Annotated in this window: 14 protein-coding genes; 4 read left to right on the top strand and 10 right to left on the bottom strand. The window is 39.5% G+C overall.

Annotated features, from left to right (window positions below; genetic code table 11):
- Nucleotides 1-80: 80 nt before the first annotated feature.
- From alr to EKM69_RS00155, 4 genes are all read right to left on the bottom strand, one after another.
- Nucleotides 81-1202: an alanine racemase gene (gene alr, locus EKM69_RS00170; RefSeq protein WP_125706912.1), complete on the bottom strand. Its 1122-nt coding sequence runs from the start codon at nt 1200-1202 to the stop codon at nt 81-83.
- Nucleotides 1203-1205: 3 nt separating this feature from the next.
- Entirely contained in the window at nt 1206-1562 is a 357-nt protein-coding gene (gene acpS / locus EKM69_RS00165; RefSeq protein WP_125706910.1) for a holo-ACP synthase, read from the bottom strand.
- Between the two features lie 672 nt (nt 1563-2234).
- Nucleotides 2235-3779, bottom strand: coding sequence for a DEAD/DEAH box helicase (locus EKM69_RS00160; protein WP_125706908.1), 1545 nt, complete (start codon nt 3777-3779; stop codon nt 2235-2237).
- 79 nt (nt 3780-3858) lie between these two features.
- Nucleotides 3859-5220: a UDP-N-acetylmuramoyl-tripeptide--D-alanyl-D-alanine ligase gene (locus tag EKM69_RS00155; protein WP_125706906.1), complete on the bottom strand. Its 1362-nt coding sequence runs from the start codon at nt 5218-5220 to the stop codon at nt 3859-3861.
- A gap of 88 nt (nt 5221-5308) precedes the next feature.
- Here EKM69_RS00155 and EKM69_RS00150 point away from each other — a divergent pair, with 88 nt between their 5' ends.
- A complete protein-coding gene (locus tag EKM69_RS00150; protein WP_125706904.1) occupies nt 5309-6535 on the top strand; it encodes a multidrug efflux MFS transporter in 1227 nt (408 codons plus the stop codon).
- A gap of 23 nt (nt 6536-6558) precedes the next feature.
- Here the strand turns inward: EKM69_RS00150 and EKM69_RS00145 are convergent, their stop codons facing one another.
- From EKM69_RS00145 to EKM69_RS00120, 6 genes are all read right to left on the bottom strand, one after another.
- A complete protein-coding gene (locus tag EKM69_RS00145) occupies nt 6559-6807 on the bottom strand; it encodes a type B 50S ribosomal protein L31 (RefSeq protein WP_125706902.1) in 249 nt (82 codons plus the stop codon).
- Between the two features lie 100 nt (nt 6808-6907).
- Nucleotides 6908-8407 carry a ribosomal protection-like ABC-F family protein gene (abc-f, locus tag EKM69_RS00140; protein WP_125706900.1) on the bottom strand — a complete coding sequence of 500 codons (1500 nt, stop codon included), beginning with the start codon at nt 8405-8407 and terminating at the stop codon, nt 6908-6910.
- Nucleotides 8408-9137: 730 nt separating this feature from the next.
- Entirely contained in the window at nt 9138-10412 is a 1275-nt protein-coding gene (locus EKM69_RS00135; protein ID WP_125706898.1) for a UDP-N-acetylglucosamine 1-carboxyvinyltransferase, read from the bottom strand.
- 45 nt (nt 10413-10457) lie between these two features.
- Nucleotides 10458-12077: a CTP synthase gene (locus EKM69_RS00130; RefSeq protein ID WP_125706896.1), complete on the bottom strand. Its 1620-nt coding sequence runs from the start codon at nt 12075-12077 to the stop codon at nt 10458-10460.
- Nucleotides 12078-12244: 167 nt separating this feature from the next.
- Nucleotides 12245-12898, bottom strand: a complete 654-nt coding sequence (gene rpoE, locus EKM69_RS00125) for a DNA-directed RNA polymerase subunit delta (protein WP_125706894.1) — start codon at nt 12896-12898, stop codon at nt 12245-12247.
- Nucleotides 12899-12944: 46 nt separating this feature from the next.
- Nucleotides 12945-13385: a DUF1934 domain-containing protein gene (locus EKM69_RS00120; protein ID WP_125706892.1), complete on the bottom strand. Its 441-nt coding sequence runs from the start codon at nt 13383-13385 to the stop codon at nt 12945-12947.
- A 60-nt stretch (nt 13386-13445) separates the two neighbouring features.
- Here EKM69_RS00120 and EKM69_RS00115 point away from each other — a divergent pair, with 60 nt between their 5' ends.
- The 3 genes from EKM69_RS00115 to EKM69_RS00105 all read left to right on the top strand — a co-directional run bounded on the left by EKM69_RS00115 (nt 13446) and on the right by EKM69_RS00105 (nt 17407).
- Nucleotides 13446-14261: a lipoate--protein ligase family protein gene (locus EKM69_RS00115; RefSeq protein WP_125706891.1), complete on the top strand. Its 816-nt coding sequence runs from the start codon at nt 13446-13448 to the stop codon at nt 14259-14261.
- Nucleotides 14261-15601, top strand: a complete 1341-nt coding sequence (locus EKM69_RS00110; protein WP_125706889.1) for an HD domain-containing protein — start codon at nt 14261-14263, stop codon at nt 15599-15601. Before EKM69_RS00115 ends, EKM69_RS00110 begins: the two co-directional genes overlap by 1 nt.
- Before the next feature lie 111 nt (nt 15602-15712).
- A complete protein-coding gene (locus EKM69_RS00105; protein WP_125706886.1) occupies nt 15713-17407 on the top strand; it encodes a glycerol-3-phosphate dehydrogenase/oxidase in 1695 nt (564 codons plus the stop codon).
- The last annotated feature ends 50 nt before the right edge of the window (nt 17408-17457 follow it).

The following is a 17457-nucleotide window of genomic DNA, read 5'->3' as shown; positions in this document are numbered from 1 at the left end:
CTCAGCTTTTTAATTTAGTTTGTGAGGTATTTTGTGTAAGCGTTACCAGTAACTAACTTCCAAAATACTGCCCTTTTGAGCTAGTTTCGGCCTGAAACGTATACCCGTGGTAAACGTTCGGCTAAGCAACACAAAATTTCATAATTGATCGTATCGGCATATTCTGCCACGTCAGTCGCTGTAATTTGTTCATTACCACTTTTACCTATCAAGGTTACTTTTGTCCCTGAAGGCATGTCATGTGGCAATTTGACCATGAATTGATCCATGCAGACCCGACCAACGATCGGACACCGTTGTCCTTGGATCAAAACATCGAATCCGGACATTCTTCTCAGCCAGCCATCGGCATATCCTAATGGAACAGTACCGATCCATTCTGGCTCATCAGTCGTATAAGTAGCACCGTATCCGATACTTTCACCAGCACTAACTTTTTTAACAAAAACTAGTTCTGAATGTAAGCTCAACACTGGCTTTAATTCCACCGGCATCTTTTCAATATCAGTCTGGGATGGATTCAATCCATACAAGGCAATTCCGTATCTGACCATATTGATGGCAAGATCTTGATGCCACAAAGCAGTAGCCGAGTTAGCACAGTGGATCCAACGAAAATCAATTGGCAGATCAGCTTTCATTTCTTTAAACTTAGCAACTTGCTTGTCAAAATAAGTATCATCCGGACTGTCAGCAGTAGCAAAATGCGTAAACAAGCCTTCAGGAATAAACAACTTCGAATTATCCTTAACGTACTGACAAGCCTCAACTAAGTCGTCATGGTGACGAAAACCGATCCGCCCCATCCCACTATCAACAGCTAAGTGGATCTTAAGTTGATAAACATCTTCATTAGCAGCTTCCTTCAACCAGTCAAGAGACCCAACCGTCAAAGAAATATCAGCCTTATTAGCGATCTCAGCGTAACGAGCAGGTGTGATCCCCAAAACTAAAATGGGAGCAATAACACCAGAATCACGGATCTCAATAGCCTCATCAAGCGTAGCCACGCAGAGTCCGGCAGCACCGTACTGGATCTCAGCCTTAGCCACCTTAACCAAACCATGGCCATAAGCATTAGCCTTAACCACAGCAAAAACATCAGTCCCAGCAGGAACTTGCTTCAGCTCACTTTCCAAATTAAACTTCAAATTATCCATATTGATTTCAACCGTAGCCGGTCTATGTAGTGATGGTATCATAATTTATTCATCCTCCAAGATGACTTGAGTAATCACTAATTCATCAGTATCCGAAATCGAGATAAAAATATTTCCACTAAAAATGTCAGTCTTAATAAAAGGCTGTCCAGACTCATAATTCAAAACCGAAAGATCATGAAATCCGATCTTACCAAGCCCAGTACCCATAGCCTTAGTAAAAGCCTCCTTAGCAGAAAAGCGTCCAGTCAAATAAGTCATCTTCTGCTTCTCAGTATTAAGATGCTCAAAAACCTCGATCTCATCAGCATTCAAAATCTTAGCCAAAAAACTCTGGTGTTTCCCATAAATCTTACGAACCCGAGAAATCTCAGCAATATCAATACCTAAACCCTTAATCATAAAAAAACATCCTAACGTAAAAATAATTTTAAAAAAATAAACGAGTAATAAATCAAGTAAATTCTAATTTTAAAACAAAAAAATCAAAATGCAAATCCAAAAAAACAAAGCGCTTGTATTTTAATTCCGAAAATTGCGAAAGCAATTAGAGATAATTCCACAGAAAGGAACTAAATCTTTTGAACTTAATTTTTTGAACTAAATCTTTTGAACTTAATCTTTTGAACTTAATCTTCTGAACTAAAAAATATCAAAGACCAAAAAAAATCAAAAAAGATAGAAACCGAAACAAAAATCCTAGGAACGAGAAAAAGCAAAGTACAACAACCCCAACCAAAACAACATATTGAGATAAAAATAAGTACCGTGTCCCACCAAAAAATTTATTATTGAATTCGCCGTCAGCCGCGAAATTTTCGTTTGCACGGCATGGGCCGTGCTTACGAAAAGGTCAAGCTTTGAGATGTCCAAGGGCGGGTTTCCCTTGGATAGCTCAAAGTTGGCCCGCAGCGTTCCACGGCGCAATTCCCGGAACCCTCCGCAGAACCGGCAGTGAACCACCACACCAAACAACAACCTAAAAAAAAATCAAAAACAAAAAAAAGGAAGGCATAAGCAATAAAAGCTCAACCCTCCATTAAATATAATTATAAATCACAAACCAAAAATAATCTAAATATTAGTTCTGATCTTAAAAGACTTCTTAGAAGCAGCAGGCTTCTTATTCTCACTACGTCTATGACTATTATTATTATTGTTACCATTGCCACCACGGCCATGTCCACGACGATCATCACGACGTCCGCCACGATGTTCGTTTCTCTCACCGCCACGACGACCACGGTTGAAACGATGACGCTTGCCATGACCTGAACGGTTATGACTTTGCTTGCGATTTGGCAACGGACGTTCTGGTGCGATCTTAACAGGAACACTCTCAGCATCTTTGATTGCTGAAGACAAGTAAACCATCACTAATTGTTCTGGTGTATATTCCTTCAACAATTCATCTGTAGCATTCTTGAAACGGTCCAAGTTAGTATCGTGAGCCAAAGTGTTCTTAATGTCTTCTTTGACAGATTCCATTTGACCCTTCAATACTTCTTTATCTGTTGGTGGAGCCAAAGGCTTCATACGTTTCTTAGTCAAGTTTTCGATCGTACGTAAGTAGCTCATTTCGTTAGGTGTAACGAATGTTACAGAAATACCAGATTTTCCGGCACGACCTGTACGTCCAATACGGTGAACGTAACTATCAGGATCTTGAGGAATATCGTAGTTGTAAACGTGAGATACGCCAGAAATATCGAGTCCACGAGCAGCCACGTCAGTAGCTACTAAGAAATCAAGTTTTCCAGCTTTAAACTTACGTAAAACGCTAGTTCTCTTATCTTGTGACAAGTCACCGTGAATACCTTCAGCGTTGTATCCACGAGCTTGTAGTCCACGTGTCAATTCATCAACACGTCTCTTAGTACGTCCGAAGATCAAAGCAAGTTCTGGTCCTTGAACATCAAAAATACGAGTCATCAAGTCAAACTTCTCGTAATCACGAGCTTTAACAAAGTATTGATCGATCTTATCAGCAGTCAATTCCTTTGACTTGATCTTAACGATCTCTGGGTCAGTCATGAATTTATCAGCGATCTTCATGATTGGTTTTGGCATTGTAGCTGAGAATAGCAATGTTTGATGATTATGAGGAACGTTAGTTAAGATACTTTCGATATCTTCAACAAATCCCATATCAAGCATTTCATCGGCTTCATCAAGCACAACTGTTTTAACATTGTGTAACTTAAGTGTGTGACGGTTAATGTGGTCAAGAATACGTCCTGGAGTTCCGACAACGATGCTTGGGTGGTTCTTCAATGAATGAATTTGTCTTCTAATGTCTGAGCCACCGTAAACTGATTGAACACGAACTTTCTTATTACGTCCTAATTTGAACAATTCTTCTTGTGTTTGAATTGCAAGTTCACGTGTTGGAGAAATGATAAGAGCTTGGATATCGCTTGAAGATGTATCCACAGCGTCTAAAATTGGTAAGCCGAATGCGGCTGTCTTTCCGGTACCGGTTTGTGCTTGTCCGATAACGTCATCACCTGTCATAACAAGTGGAATAGTTTGCGCTTGGATAGGTGTAGTCTCTTCAAATCCGGCCTCATCAACAGCGTTTAGTAGTTTTGAATCTAAATTTAATTCGCTAAATTTCACAAAAATCCTCCGTTTAAACATGGTAAAAACATAATCTGTCTACGATACCACGTTCTTCAATGTTACTCAACCGACACACTTAAATTAATTCTTTTAAGACGTTTTCTAAATGGATGCCATGGCTTGCCTTAAGCAAAATTGTGTCATCTGAGTTCAATTCTTCTTTAATATTTGCAGTTAGATCGTCTAACTGGTCCTTACTATACCAACTTAAATCAGCTGGTTGATACTTTTGTACTAGTAAATCGTACAATGCTTTCATTTCCTTGCCAACTAAATAGACTTTTGCAAAATCATTTGGGTCAATATGATCGGCTAAAGACTCGTGCAATTCTTTAGAAGCCGAGCCTAATTCTAACATGTCGCCAAGAACAATGATTTTACGTCCTGTCGACAATTTTTGCAAGTTATCGAGCACTTCGATCGCAGCTGTAGGATTGGAATTATAAACATCGCTCAAAATATCAGCGCCATTCTTAGCTTTGACCCACTCGGTCCGGTTTTCTGTCATGTACAAGTTAGCAAGTGCTTGTTGCATGTTCTCTGCAGAAATATGATATCTGCGTCCGATCAACAATGCTGCCATAGCATTATTAACATTGTAGTCACCCATGATCGGAATACTAAACTCAAGATCAGGCCACAAGTTAGTCTTAAAAGTCGTCTTCTCTTTGTGACTATTGATCTCAGTCGTGTAAATCGTGTTGCTGTCGTTCTTGCCAAACGTAGCGGTATTTTGTTCCAGCGATTCAGCACGTTCGTTTAGCAATGGCTCATCACCGTCATAAACAAAAAGTCCGTCTTCTTGCAAATGATTAGTGATCTCCATCTTGGCATCGGCAATCTTATCACGAGTTCCGAAAAACTCAATGTGTGCCTCCCCGATCATCGTAATTACCGAAACATCTGGGTTAGCGACTGCACTCAAATGTTCGATCTGACCGGGACGATCCATTCCCATTTCTACTACTAATATTTCAGTATTGATCGGCATGTTCAAAATTGTGAACGGAACGCCAATTTCATTATTAAAATTTTCGGGAGTTTTTGCAACATTATTGTCTGTAGCCAAAACACTCGCAATCATATCTTTAGTAGTAGTCTTTCCATTACTTCCTGTAACGGCAATCACCTTAGGATTGACCTTATTCAAATAATATTTAGCCAACTGATCAAAAGCAGCCATCACATCGTCAACTACGACGTAAGGAATATCGTGGTTTTCGATCGGATGATCTTTTTGCCAAATGGACGCACTGGCGCCGTTAGCAATTGCACTTTCGATAAAGTCATGGCCATCCCTTTCACCTTTAATAGGGAAAAACAAGTCGCCATCCTTGGCTTTTCTACTATCAAAACAAACGCCGGTGATCTGGACGTTGGGAATATCTTCTGCCTGAATCTTTAATGCCGAATAAACTTCTTGTAACTTCATTTTCATGAATACTAGTCCCCAGTTCTAAAAAAATATTTTCTCCTAAAAAACGAAAAGAGTATACTAATTTACTTAGAAAGGATTTGATGTATTTATGAGTTCAAATACACAAAATGCTCCGAACGAGAATAACTATTGGAAAAGAAACTTAATTGTCCTCTGGTTTAGTACCTTTGTAACAGGTATTGGCTTTAGTATGATAACACCCTTTATGCCATTATACATTAATAGTTTGGGTAATTTCACAAAAAGTCAGCTCGTGATTTGGAATGGTATCGCCTTTTCAGCAACATTTTTAGTCATGGCGATCATGTCTCCAATATGGGGCAAAATAGCTGACCGCCGTGGTCGCAAGTTAATGCTGATCCGTGCTGCTTTAGGTATGTCGATCGTAATTTTCTTACAAGCTTTCGTCTCTGCGCCATGGCAACTAGTAGTATTACGACTCTTACAAGGTGTCTTTTCCGGATTCGTCAGTAATGCCACGACCTTGATCGCATCGACAGCTCCCAAATCTGAGAGTGGTCGTGCTTTAGGAACGCTCAATACCGGAGTTATCTCCGGAACATTGTTAGGTCCCTTAGTCGGTGGTATCATCGCCCAGTATTTCGGATATCGGATACCTTTTATGATCACTGGTTCATTATTATTCTTAGCCTTCATTTTGACGGTTATCTTCATTAAAGAAGACTTTCATCCTGTTCCCAAGGGAAAAGAGGAATCGACTAAAGAGATCTTTCGTCATTTAAAAAACTCGAATACCGTTTTGGCACTCTTTGTTACAACAATGATCATTCAGATCTCCAATAACTCGATCAACCCGATCATTAGTTTGTACGTTAGCCAGTTGATGCACGGTTCCGACAAAGTAACTTTGATTGCCGGAGTTGTTGCAGCTTTACCAGGTATCGCCAACATCATCGCCGCTCCTAGATTTGGAGCTCTGGGTGATCGAATCGGTACCGAAAAGATCTTGATCAGTGGGTTAATATTTGCGATTTTAGTATACATCCCACAAGCCTTTGTTAATAACATTTGGCAATTGGCAATCTTAAGATTTTTAGTCGGGATCTCCGACGCTTGTCTGATCCCACCAGTTCAAACATTATTGACCAAAAATACTGATGATCAATATACCGGCCGGATCTTCGGTTACAACCAGTCGTTTCAAGCAGTTGGTAACGTCTGTGGACCATTACTAGGTTCATACGTCTCCAGTGCCTTAAGCTATTCCGCCGTTTTCTTAACGACCAGTGGTTTAGCTTTTGTCAATTTCTTCTGGGTCTTTACCCACTTACACCGAAAAAAAGCCAAAAAATAAAAGCCATCCGAGAAAGGATGGCTTTATTTGTTTTGCAAACCATATTTCTTGTTGAAACGATCGATACGTCCATCTGCTTGAGCAAACTTTTGTTTACCTGTGTAGAATGGGTGTGAATCTGACGAAATTTCAACACGAATCAATGGGTATTCTTTACCTTCATAGTCAGTTGTTTCATCTGAGTTAACTGTTGAACCAGCTAAGAACTTCTTACCAGTTGAAGAATCCATGAACACAACTTGGTGGTAATCTGGATGAATTCCTTGTTTCATTATAAATGTCTCCTTTGCCCTAAATCTTTTGCAGAAATAGAGATTAATTTACTAACGGTATTAAATATTACCATGAACAAATAAGATATTCAATATAATTCTAGTTTTTCAAGACGACTTTTTCGTCTGCAATCTCATCGATCAACCCGATATCGTGATCAATTATTAGCATCGTTGGGTGCTGCTTCCTAATTGCTGCGATGATCTGGTCACGTGTGATCACATCTAAATAATTAAACGGTTCATCCCAAAGATACAAGTTGGCTTCCTGGGCCAAACTGATTGCCAGTGACACCTTACGTTTCTGTCCTTGACTCATCGATTCGATCGGGTCATTGAACAGCTCGCGTTCAAAACCAAGCTTTCTCAAATTGGAAAAAATCCGTTCAACATCATATTGCTCTTTTTCTGCAACTTGCACTATGGTACCACGAATTTTAGTTTCTTGTGGTAAATATGAAATTTTTATTGATTTTTTTATTTGCAGCTCACCTTTTTGCTCAAAAGGTTGGTCGATACCCATGATCTGTTTAAAGATAGTAGACTTGCCAATGCCGTTTTTTCCAAGCAAGGCGGTAACTTGTCCCGTCTTCACTTTAAAACTAACTGACGGCGTTTGAATGGCCGAATTGACCATTTGAAAATCATTTGTCGAGATCACCTGGTCATAATGTTTGATTTCCACGTAATTTAAAGATATCGAGTCAGTGATCTCGATATTTTTCAACAAACCTTGTTTTTGCTCAATAGCTTTGTCAGCACGCTTTTGGATATTACCAGCTTTTTTCATCATTTTAGCCGACTTATGGCCTAAAAAGCCCTTATCCAAATTAGTATGCTGATCCATTTTAATATTCTTACTTTTACTCTTCTCCGTTTGTTGCGCCCAGTTTTCTTTTTTAGCAGCCGAGAAACGCAACTTCTTGATATCTTTTTGCAATTGAGATTTTTCGCGACGCTCCGACTCATCTTCAGCCGTCTTTTCACGTTCCCAAGTATCAAAATTTCCTTGATAGACATCGATATCATTGCGATTGATCGAAATAACGTGATCGATCACGCTATTCAAAAAGGCACGGTCATGACTGACCACAATAAAACCACGCTTCCCGCGCAAATAATCAGCCACCACTTCCCGACCTTCGATATCCAAATGATTAGTAGGCTCATCTAACAACTGGAACCCACCGTCATCGGCAAACATAGCCGCTAACAGCACCTTAGTTTGCTCGCCAGGACTAAGCGTCTCAAAAGCACGATCAAGCACAGAAAAATCGATCTGAAGCTTCTCCATCTCAGTCTCAACTCGCCAAACATCATAATCCTCAAGCCCAGCAACAGAAACAGCCACCTCACGAGCCAACAAAGAAGAATCAGGCACCGGCTGCGGATAATAAGAAAAAGAAAGATCAGAAACAATAGACCCAGAAAAAGTCAAATCCCCCATCAACAAATGCAACAAAGAAGACTTCCCCCGCCCATTACGACCAATCAACCCCAAAGACCAAGAAGAATCAATAGAAAGATCCACCCCAGAAAAAAGCCAATCAGCCATCTGATCATATTTAAAAGCTAAATTAGAAATTTGAATAGTACCCATAAAAACAACACCTCACAAAAAAATTTAGTGAGCATGTAATTTGATAAAAAAAGAAAATGACGCAAGGAATTTTCGAACCAGCCTTGATCAATGTCTTAAAGGTTTTGATTTTGCTTGTGCACTTAGTTCTGCTTTTGTTTTGATTTTGCTTTTTATTTTCACCAACAAAAATCAAATAGATAAGTACACACACCCAAACTCCTAGGAACGGATGTGACTAGGAACCAAAAAATAAACCAAAACAGTCAACCACTATAAAGCTAAGTACCGTACCCACCCACCAGAGTATGATGTTTAACAAACCTAGATTCTGGGAGGGTGGAGAGAATTCGACCGTCAGCCATGAAATTTCCTTAGCGGTTTACCGCTTAGTGAAAGGCCCAGCTTTGAGATGTCCGGGCGAACTCCCCGGATAGCTCAAAGTGGTGCCCATGGCGTTCCACGGTCGCAATTCTCGGAACCCTCCCAGAATCGGCAGTGAACCGCCCACACCCCATACAACCTCAAAAAACATTAAAGACAAAAAAAGAACGCCATCTCAAAATAGCGTTCCAAAACAAAACAATTTCAGAAAGCACGCCATCAAGAAACCAAAAGTCGATCAAATCAAATTACACACTAAAAAAAGCATATAAAAATCAAAAACCAACTTAATTTCTCAACGGCCACACTTCCAATCTGTATAATAATCTTCATTAAATATTACAACTAAATCAAATAAAGTCAAACATTAATTCAAATCATCTTTACCGACTAACTCAACATCGGCTTGTAATTGGTGAAGTTTCCATACTACTCGGTCATATCCACGTAAAATATTTTCAGCGTTTTCGATCACAGTCTTACCATCGGCAATCAGACCGGCGATCATTAAACAAGCTCCAGCACGGATCTCATCAGCTGACACAGTTGCGCCAGTCAAATTCGAGCCACCATGGACGAAGATCAAGTCGTTTTCACTCGAAATATCTCCACCCATCTTTTGAAGTTGTGATATGTGTTTAATCCGCTTTGGATAAATCGTATCCATGATCATAGCTTCGCCCTTTGATCTCATCAACAAAGGCGTGATCGGTTGTTGCAAATCAGTTGCAAAACCGGGATAAGGCATGGTCTTAATGTTAACAGCCTTAATTTCTGAAGATGGTTTAACGTAAATACTGTCTTCACCGATCTCCAAATTAACTCCCATTTCATCAAGTTTGGCTAAAAAGGCATCCAAATGTTCACTGATGATATTGTTGATCAAAATATCACCGCCATTAGCTGCAGCCAAGCTTAAATAAGTTCCTGCTTCGATTCGATCAGGAATAATTGTATGAGAGTTGTTTGATCTCAACTCATCGACACCTTCGATACGGATAGTTTCCGTACCAACTCCACGGATAGTAGCACCCATGTTGTTCAAAAAAGTAGCCAGATCAATGATCTCAGGTTCTTTGGCAGCATTTTCGATCACCGTTGTACCTTTAGCTCGAACGGCAGCCAAAATAACATTGATGGTTGCTCCAACTGAAACCATATCTAAAAAGATCTTAGCTCCTTTTAGACCTTCTTCAGGTGCAGTAATAACCATCTGGCCATTTTTATTTTCAACATGAGCTCCTAAAGCTTCAAATCCTTTGATGTGTTGATCGATCGGTCTAGGACCAATGTCATCACCACCAGGGAAACCAACCACAGCTTTGCCGAAACGGCCTAGCATGGCACCCATGAAATAGTATGAAGCACGGAGACTGCTGACTTTACCACTTGGTAATTCAGCAAAATGAATCTGTGTTGGATCAATTTTTAAAACGTCATTTTTAACTTCAGAGGTTACGTTCATATCTAACAAGATCGAACGTAAATTAGCCACGTCTCTGATTTCTGGAACAGAGTCTAACACCACCGGTGTACTTGATAAAATAGCAGCTGGAATCAAAGCCACAGTGCTATTCTTAGCACCACCGATCGTAACCTCTCCCGATAATTTTTTTCCACCATTAATTACAAGTTTTTGCATAAGTTTTTCCCTAACTATTATTAACTACATCAAATTAAAATCGAATTATCCGATAAACTTATCTTCTTCAAGACCAGATGCGGCACCGATAAATGCTTTGAACAAGCCTTCTGGTTGAGTAGGTCTAGATAAGAATTCTGGATGATATTGTGCAGCAACGTGGAACTTGTTTTCAGGGATCTCGATGATCTCAACCAAGTGGTTGTCAGGTGAAACTCCTGAGAATACTAGTCCATGTTCTTCAAATTGCTTACGGTAAGCGTTGTTGAATTCATATCTGTGTCTATGTCTTTCTTGGATCACAGATTGATTGTCGTAAGCGGCTGCAGTTTTAGTGCCATCCTTTAGTTTACATGGATATGCACCCAAACGTAAAGTACCACCGACATTTTCGATATCTTTTTGGTCAGCCATCAAGTCGATAACTTTGTTTTCTGCGTCAGGATCAACTTCGCCTGTTGTTGCATCTTTAATGCCAACAACGTTTCTAGCAAATTCGATACTTGCCATTTGCATACCTAGACATACACCTAGATAAGGCACATCGTTTTCACGAGCATATTTGATAGTTGTGATCATACCTTCCAAACCACGTGTACCAAAACCACCAGGAACGATAATACCGTCTGTATCTTTCAACAAGTCAGCCACGTTATCTTCAGTGATCTCATCAGCAGAAATCTTCTCGATGTCAATATCAGTATTATATACATAACCAGCAGCATTTAATGCTTCTGTTACAGAAATATAAGCATCTTGTAATTTAGTGTACTTACCAACTAATGTGATCTTAGTCTTGTGTTTCAAGTTGTGAATACGATCAACTAGTTTGTTCCAGTTAGTCATGTCACTTGGCTTCGTTTCCATGTGCAAGTAATGGCAAACAATGTCATCAAAGTCTTGTGCTTGAAGGTTCAATGGAACATCGTAAATTGAGCTAGCATCACGTGATTCAATAACAGCTTCTGAATCAACGTCACAAAATGATGCAATCTTGTCTTTCATGTTTTGTGGCATTGGCTTTTCAGTTCTAACTACCAAAATGTTAGGTTGAATTCCGATTCCACGTAATTCCTTAACACTGTGTTGTGTTGGCTTAGTCTTCATTTCGCCAGCAGCTTTAAGATATGGAACTAAAGTTGTGTGGATGTATACAACGTTTTCTGAACCAACATCGGCTTTCATTTGACGCAAAGCTTCCAAATATGGTGTTGATTCGATATCACCAACAGTACCACCGACTTCGGTGATGATGACATCTGAGTCTGTTGTAGTTGCAGCACGTGTTATCTTTTGTTTAATCATATCTGTAATATGTGGTATTACTTGAACTGTTGCACCATTGTAATCTCCATGACGTTCACGACGGATTACTTCTGAGTAGATCTTACCTGTTGTAACGTTTGAATACTTGTTCAAATCGTTATCAATAAATCTTTCATAATGACCTAAGTCCAGATCAGTTTCTGTACCATCATTAGTTACATAAACTTCACCGTGTTGATATGGGCTCATTGTACCTGGGTCCACATTAATGTATGGGTCAAATTTCTGCATTGTAACTTTCAATCCACGGTTTCTTAGTAGTCTACCGAGAGATGCGGCTACAATTCCTTTTCCTAAAGATGAAACAACTCCACCTGTAATAAAAATATACTTCGTCATAGCTTTCCTCCACATATTATATCTAGGGATTTCTTAACTAAAAAATAAAAAAGCTCCCTATTCTTATAGAACAGGGAACTTGTAATTAGTCTATCTAATAGAGCCCAAACAATATAATACTGTTATTGGGGTCAATCGTCAAACTAAAAATCTTAAAATTGTGAAACTTATTTGTTTGAGTCGTCGTCATCGTCGAGATCTTCATCATCATCGTCGTCGTCATCTTCATCAGATAAGTCGATGTCTGAATCGTCGTCATCGGCGTCAAACTCAGTTAATTGTCCTTCAATACCATCATCGAGACTATCATCGTCATCATCGTCGTCGTCGTCATCTACTGACAAGTCTGAGTTTGTGAATTTAGATAAGTCAGGGCCATTGCTGTCGCTTGAGCCATCATCGTCGTCATCATCATCAGATAGTTTCAAATCGCTGTCGTCATCGTAATCAACAACATCGTCATCTTCTTCATCATCACTTAAGAAGGCGTTGACCTTTTGAGCAGCTTTATGTGTATTTTCAGTACCGTTGTCTTCGGGGTGGTTAACCTCTTCGTCGATAGAATCAAATGGATACCATTTACGTAAGCCCCAAACATTTTCACCAAGTGAAAGGAAACTACCATCGTTGTTTAGATCTGTATAGAACTGTGGCAAATGATCTTTGATTTGTTCGTCGGTTTTTCCTAAATATGTTTGAATCTCATTAACGATATCAGAGAAGTTCATTGCCTCTTTGTTATTCTCATTGAGAATCTCATAAGCAACTTCGATCATTGATAATTCTTCTTTATTTTGATTCTTGAATTTTTCAAGTTTCAAACGTGTACACGTCCTTTCACAGCGTCTTACAACTAATGATATCTATTTAGACAGTAAAAATCAATCTAAACTTGTAATTACCTACTATATTATCATCATAAATCAAGTCATAATCAATATTTATTTTTCCTTGAAGTGGATGATCCTTGATTTCAACTAAAGAATCCTTAGTAAAAGTCTTCATCTGCATGACACCGTACTCAGTATAAACACTGGCAGCATTGTGATCACGGTGCGTGAAATATAGCATTGAAGATAAGTTAGTGTTTTTTGCTTCTCTTTTGACATGAATTTCGCCATTTTCAGTAATCTTTACTAAAATAGAAGCATGATCGTCATTTTCCATGCTTTCATTAAATTGCAAATACATGGAATTACCCATTCTTGTGAATCGACCCGGTTCAGATATTTTCGTGTGAGTCATCTCACCGGCTTGAAAGACTGACATGTCGAGGTCGACATTCACATCAATACGATTATTTTCCAAAATATAACACCCCACATGATAAAATTAATAAATAAACTACATAAATAAAGAAGTGATCTGTTGAATAAGCAAATTATATTATACGACCAAAATGTTAGAACCGCCCAAGAGATGCTCGAGCCATTCGCTGACACTGGTGCCATCCTCCAATTCGTCTCAGAGGAACAAATTGCCGTCGCCCATTTTTGGACGACCTCACCTACAGTCATTTTAGGTCTCCAAGACCAACGCCTCAACAACTTGCAAGCTGGTTTGGACTTTCTTGAAGATAAAAAATACATTTATTACGTCAGAAATTCCGGAGGTCTGGGCGTTGTCACGGACCCCGAAGTCTTAAACTTCACGCTCTTTTTACCTCACAAAGATGATCTGTCGATCGATGATGCCTATGGCAAAATGTATTCGATCATGAAAGAAACTTTTTCCGATCAACTCAAAACTGGTGAAGTCACTCGTTCTTATTGTCCGGGTACGTTTGATCTCAGTATCGATGGCAAGAAGATCGCAGGGATCTCACAAAGACGTTCCGGAGACGCCGTTGCCATCATGGCTTACATCAGCATCACCGGTGATCAAAAAGAACGTTCACAACTAATGAAAGATTTTTATGAAATCAGTAATTATCCTGTCCATGAAAAAATCGACTTTCCTAACATTGACGTTCACTGTATGGAAAACTTAGATATTTTAACACAGCAGCCACTATCTGTTGCGACTGCCAAGCAAAAAATCTTGCAAACTTTGACTAATGATGATTATAGCATCGATCAAGACAGCTTCAAGCTGATCAACAGCTCAGCTCCTTATGCCGAAGCTTACAACAAAACGCTCGAAGATCTCGTCTACAAAAATAAAAAACTACTGGGAGAAAATTAATGACATACAACATTCAAAAGCTTCCGCGTGAAAAAGTATTTCGCGATCCACTCCACAATTACATCCACGTTCAACACAAAGTGATCTTAGACTTGATCAACACGAAAGAATTTCAACGATTACGCCGAGTCAAACAACTAGGTACTTCTTCGTTCACTTTCCAAGGGGCTGAACATTCTCGTTTCACCCACTGCATGGGGGTCTATGAGATCACCCGCTTGATCTGCGACAACTTTCAAAGAAACTATCCATCTAAAGAAGCAGACGATGGACTTTGGGACGACAACGAACGAATCGTTGCCTTGTGTGCTGCCCTACTGCATGACGTGGGACATGGACCTTATTCTCACGCGTTTGAACACATCTTTGACACTGATCACGAAATGTGGACTCAAGAGATAATCACTTCACCGGAAACAGAGATCAATCAAGTTTTACGCCAAGTTTCTGACGACTTCCCAGACAAAGTAGCTAGTGTTATCGCTAAAACATATCCTAATAAACAAGTTGTTCAAATGATCTCCAGTCAGATCGATGCTGATCGAATGGATTATTTATTACGTGATGCTTATTTCACCGGCACTAAATACGGAATGTTTGACTTAACACGGATCCTCCGAGTAATGCGTCCTTACAAGGGCGGTATCGCCTTTGATGCTAACGGAATGCACGCCGTTGAGGACTATGTTTTATCACGTTTTCAAATGTATCAACAAGTTTATTTTCACCCAGTATCTCGGGGGATGGAAGTAGTCTTGACTAAACTTTTACAACGGGCAAAAGATCTCTATGAACACAACCAAATGAACGGCTTTGAGATGCCCAGTTTGCTAGTTCCGTTTTTTGAAAATCGAGTCACCATCAATGATTACCTAGCATTAGATGATGGGATCTTAAACACTTACTTCACCCTCTGGCTCGACTATCCAGATGAGATCTTAAAAGACCTTGCTTACCGGTTCCTAACTAGAAAACCTTTCAAATCTGCTCAATATTCCGAAGGCACTCAAGATAAATTGCCTAAGTTAGCAGACATCGTTGAAGCTGCCGGTTTTGATAAAAAATATTACACTTCGACCAACACGAGTTACGATCTACCTTACGATGTTTATAACCCAAGAAAGCACAAGAGCCGAACGCAGATCGAAATCATGCAAAATGATGGTTCATTAATTGAGCTTTCGACGCTTAGCCGCTTAGTGAACGCCTTGACCGGTAAAATTTTAGGCGATGAAAGATTTTACTTCCCTAAAGCGATGCTTGAAGAACATTCAAATGACATTTTCAGTGAAGAATACATTAAATTTCAGAAACATATTTACAACGATATGATTATTTAGAATTTTTTGTTCTATTATTAAAAAATTTAGCCATTTCGATTAAAAACGCTTTCAAACTTTGAAAAATTTTACTATTATGTATATAGAACATTTTCCCGAGGAGGAACTTTCATGAAAGAATTTTCAAATGAAACTAGAGCTAAAAATTTACAAGCAATGCAAAATGAGGAATTAGACCTGCTTGTTATTGGTGGCGGAATTACTGGTAGTGGTATCGCGTTGGATGCACAATCACGTGGTATTAAAACTGGTTTAGTTGAAATGCGTGACTTTGCTTCAGGTACATCAAGCCGTTCAACTAAATTAGTTCACGGTGGTCTACGTTACTTAGCACAATTTGCTCTTAAAGAAGTTCACGAAGTTGGTAGTGAACGTGCAATTGTCTATAACAATGCTCCTCAAATCACAACACCATTGAAAATGATGCTCCCATTTTACGCTGGTGGTACATACGGACCATTCATGACTTCAGTTGGTCTTGACGTTTATGATCGTTTGGCCCAAGTTAAAAAATCTGAACGTAAAAATATGTTGGAACCAGACGAAACAACAGCCAGAGAACCTTACGTTAAATCAGAAGGACTCTTAGGTTCAGGTGTTTATGTAGAATACAGAACTGACGATGCTCGTCTAACTCTTGAAGTAGCCAAAAAAGCTAGTGAGTTAGGCGCTTTGATCGCCAACTATACTAAAGTAACTGGTTTACTATATGACGCTAACCACAAAGTTTGTGGTGTGAAATTTGAAGACGTTCAAACAGGTGAAACTGGCGAGATCCATGCTAAGAAGATCGTCAACTCATGTGGACCATGGGTAGATGAGATCCGTGAAATGGACGGTTCAAACAAAGGTAAACATCTTCACCTTACAAAAGGTGTTCACTTAGTTATCGATAATGCTAAGTTCCCTATCTCAAACTCACTATTCTTCGATACACCATTCCATGATGGCCGTATGATGTTTGCTATTCCTCGTGAAGGCAAGACTTATATCGGAACAACAGATACAACTTGGGAAGAAGATCCAAAGGAACCAAACATCACAGTTGCCGATGTAACTTACATCTTAGCTGCTGCTAACCAAATGTTTGAACTTCCACAAAAACTTACACCAGATGACGTAGAATCAGGTTGGTCAGGTGTACGTCCACTTATCCAAGAAGAAGGAAAATCACCTTCAGAAATTTCACGTAAAGACGAAATCTTCCAATCAGACACAGGCTTATTATCAATCGCCGGTGGTAAATTAACTGGTTACCGTAAGATGGCTGAAAAGATCGTCGACCGTGTTGGTGAACAACTAGCCGAAGAAACAGACTATCAATTCTCAGGTCAACAAACAGAAAACCTCATCCTTTCAGGTGGTGACGTTGGCGGTGACGAAGGCTGGTCAACATACTTCGACAAGATGGTCCACGAAGGAATCGTTAACTACGATCTAGAACGTGAAGATGCAGAAAAACTAGTTCAACGTTATGGTTCAAATGTCGCTGACATTTACGAATTACTACCAGACGGTGAAAAAGATGGCCTTCCACGTGTCGACTATGCAATGCTTAACTACGGTCTAAAAGCCGAAATGGTTGAACACCCAATCGATTACTTGCTACGTCGTAGTAGCCAAATGTTATTCGATATCAACCACATGAAAGAAGTTAAGGATGCTGTTATCGACTACATGGCTGACTTCTATAACTGGGATGACGCTACAAAACAAGCTATGACAGAAGAAGTTGATGGTAAGCTTGCTTTGACTGATCTTCATGATGTTAAGGCAGCTTATGCTGAGCATGTTGCAGCTGAATAGGTTTTAAGAGTTTATTTGTTTAAGAGCTTCTAGAGGTTTTTCTCTAGGAG

Source organism: Companilactobacillus zhongbaensis (genome assembly GCF_003946515.1).
In the GTDB taxonomy this organism is placed as follows: Bacteria; Bacillota; Bacilli; order Lactobacillales; family Lactobacillaceae; genus Companilactobacillus; species Companilactobacillus zhongbaensis.
This window is presented reverse-complemented; position numbering and strand designations above follow the sequence as displayed.

What these genes read in the sequence shown, in the direction of transcription:
- acpS (WP_125706910.1), bottom strand. Translation starts at nt 1,562, where the DNA reads ATGATTAAGGGTTTAGGTATTGATATTGCTGAGATTTCTCGGGTTCGT.
- EKM69_RS00110 (WP_125706889.1), top strand. Translation starts at nt 14,261, where the DNA reads ATGACATACAACATTCAAAAGCTTCCGCGTGAAAAAGTATTTCGCGAT.
- EKM69_RS00130 (WP_125706896.1), bottom strand. Translation starts at nt 12,077, where the DNA reads ATGACGAAGTATATTTTTATTACAGGTGGAGTTGTTTCATCTTTAGGA.
- EKM69_RS00155 (WP_125706906.1), bottom strand. Translation starts at nt 5,220, where the DNA reads ATGAAAATGAAGTTACAAGAAGTTTATTCGGCATTAAAGATTCAGGCA.
- alr (WP_125706912.1), bottom strand. Translation starts at nt 1,202, where the DNA reads ATGATACCATCACTACATAGACCGGCTACGGTTGAAATCAATATGGAT.
- EKM69_RS00105 (WP_125706886.1), top strand. Translation starts at nt 15,713, where the DNA reads ATGAAAGAATTTTCAAATGAAACTAGAGCTAAAAATTTACAAGCAATG.
- EKM69_RS00135 (WP_125706898.1), bottom strand. Translation starts at nt 10,412, where the DNA reads ATGCAAAAACTTGTAATTAATGGTGGAAAAAAATTATCGGGAGAGGTT.
- EKM69_RS00150 (WP_125706904.1), top strand. Translation starts at nt 5,309, where the DNA reads ATGAGTTCAAATACACAAAATGCTCCGAACGAGAATAACTATTGGAAA.
- abc-f (WP_125706900.1), bottom strand. Translation starts at nt 8,407, where the DNA reads ATGGGTACTATTCAAATTTCTAATTTAGCTTTTAAATATGATCAGATG.
- EKM69_RS00145 (WP_125706902.1), bottom strand. Translation starts at nt 6,807, where the DNA reads ATGAAACAAGGAATTCATCCAGATTACCACCAAGTTGTGTTCATGGAT.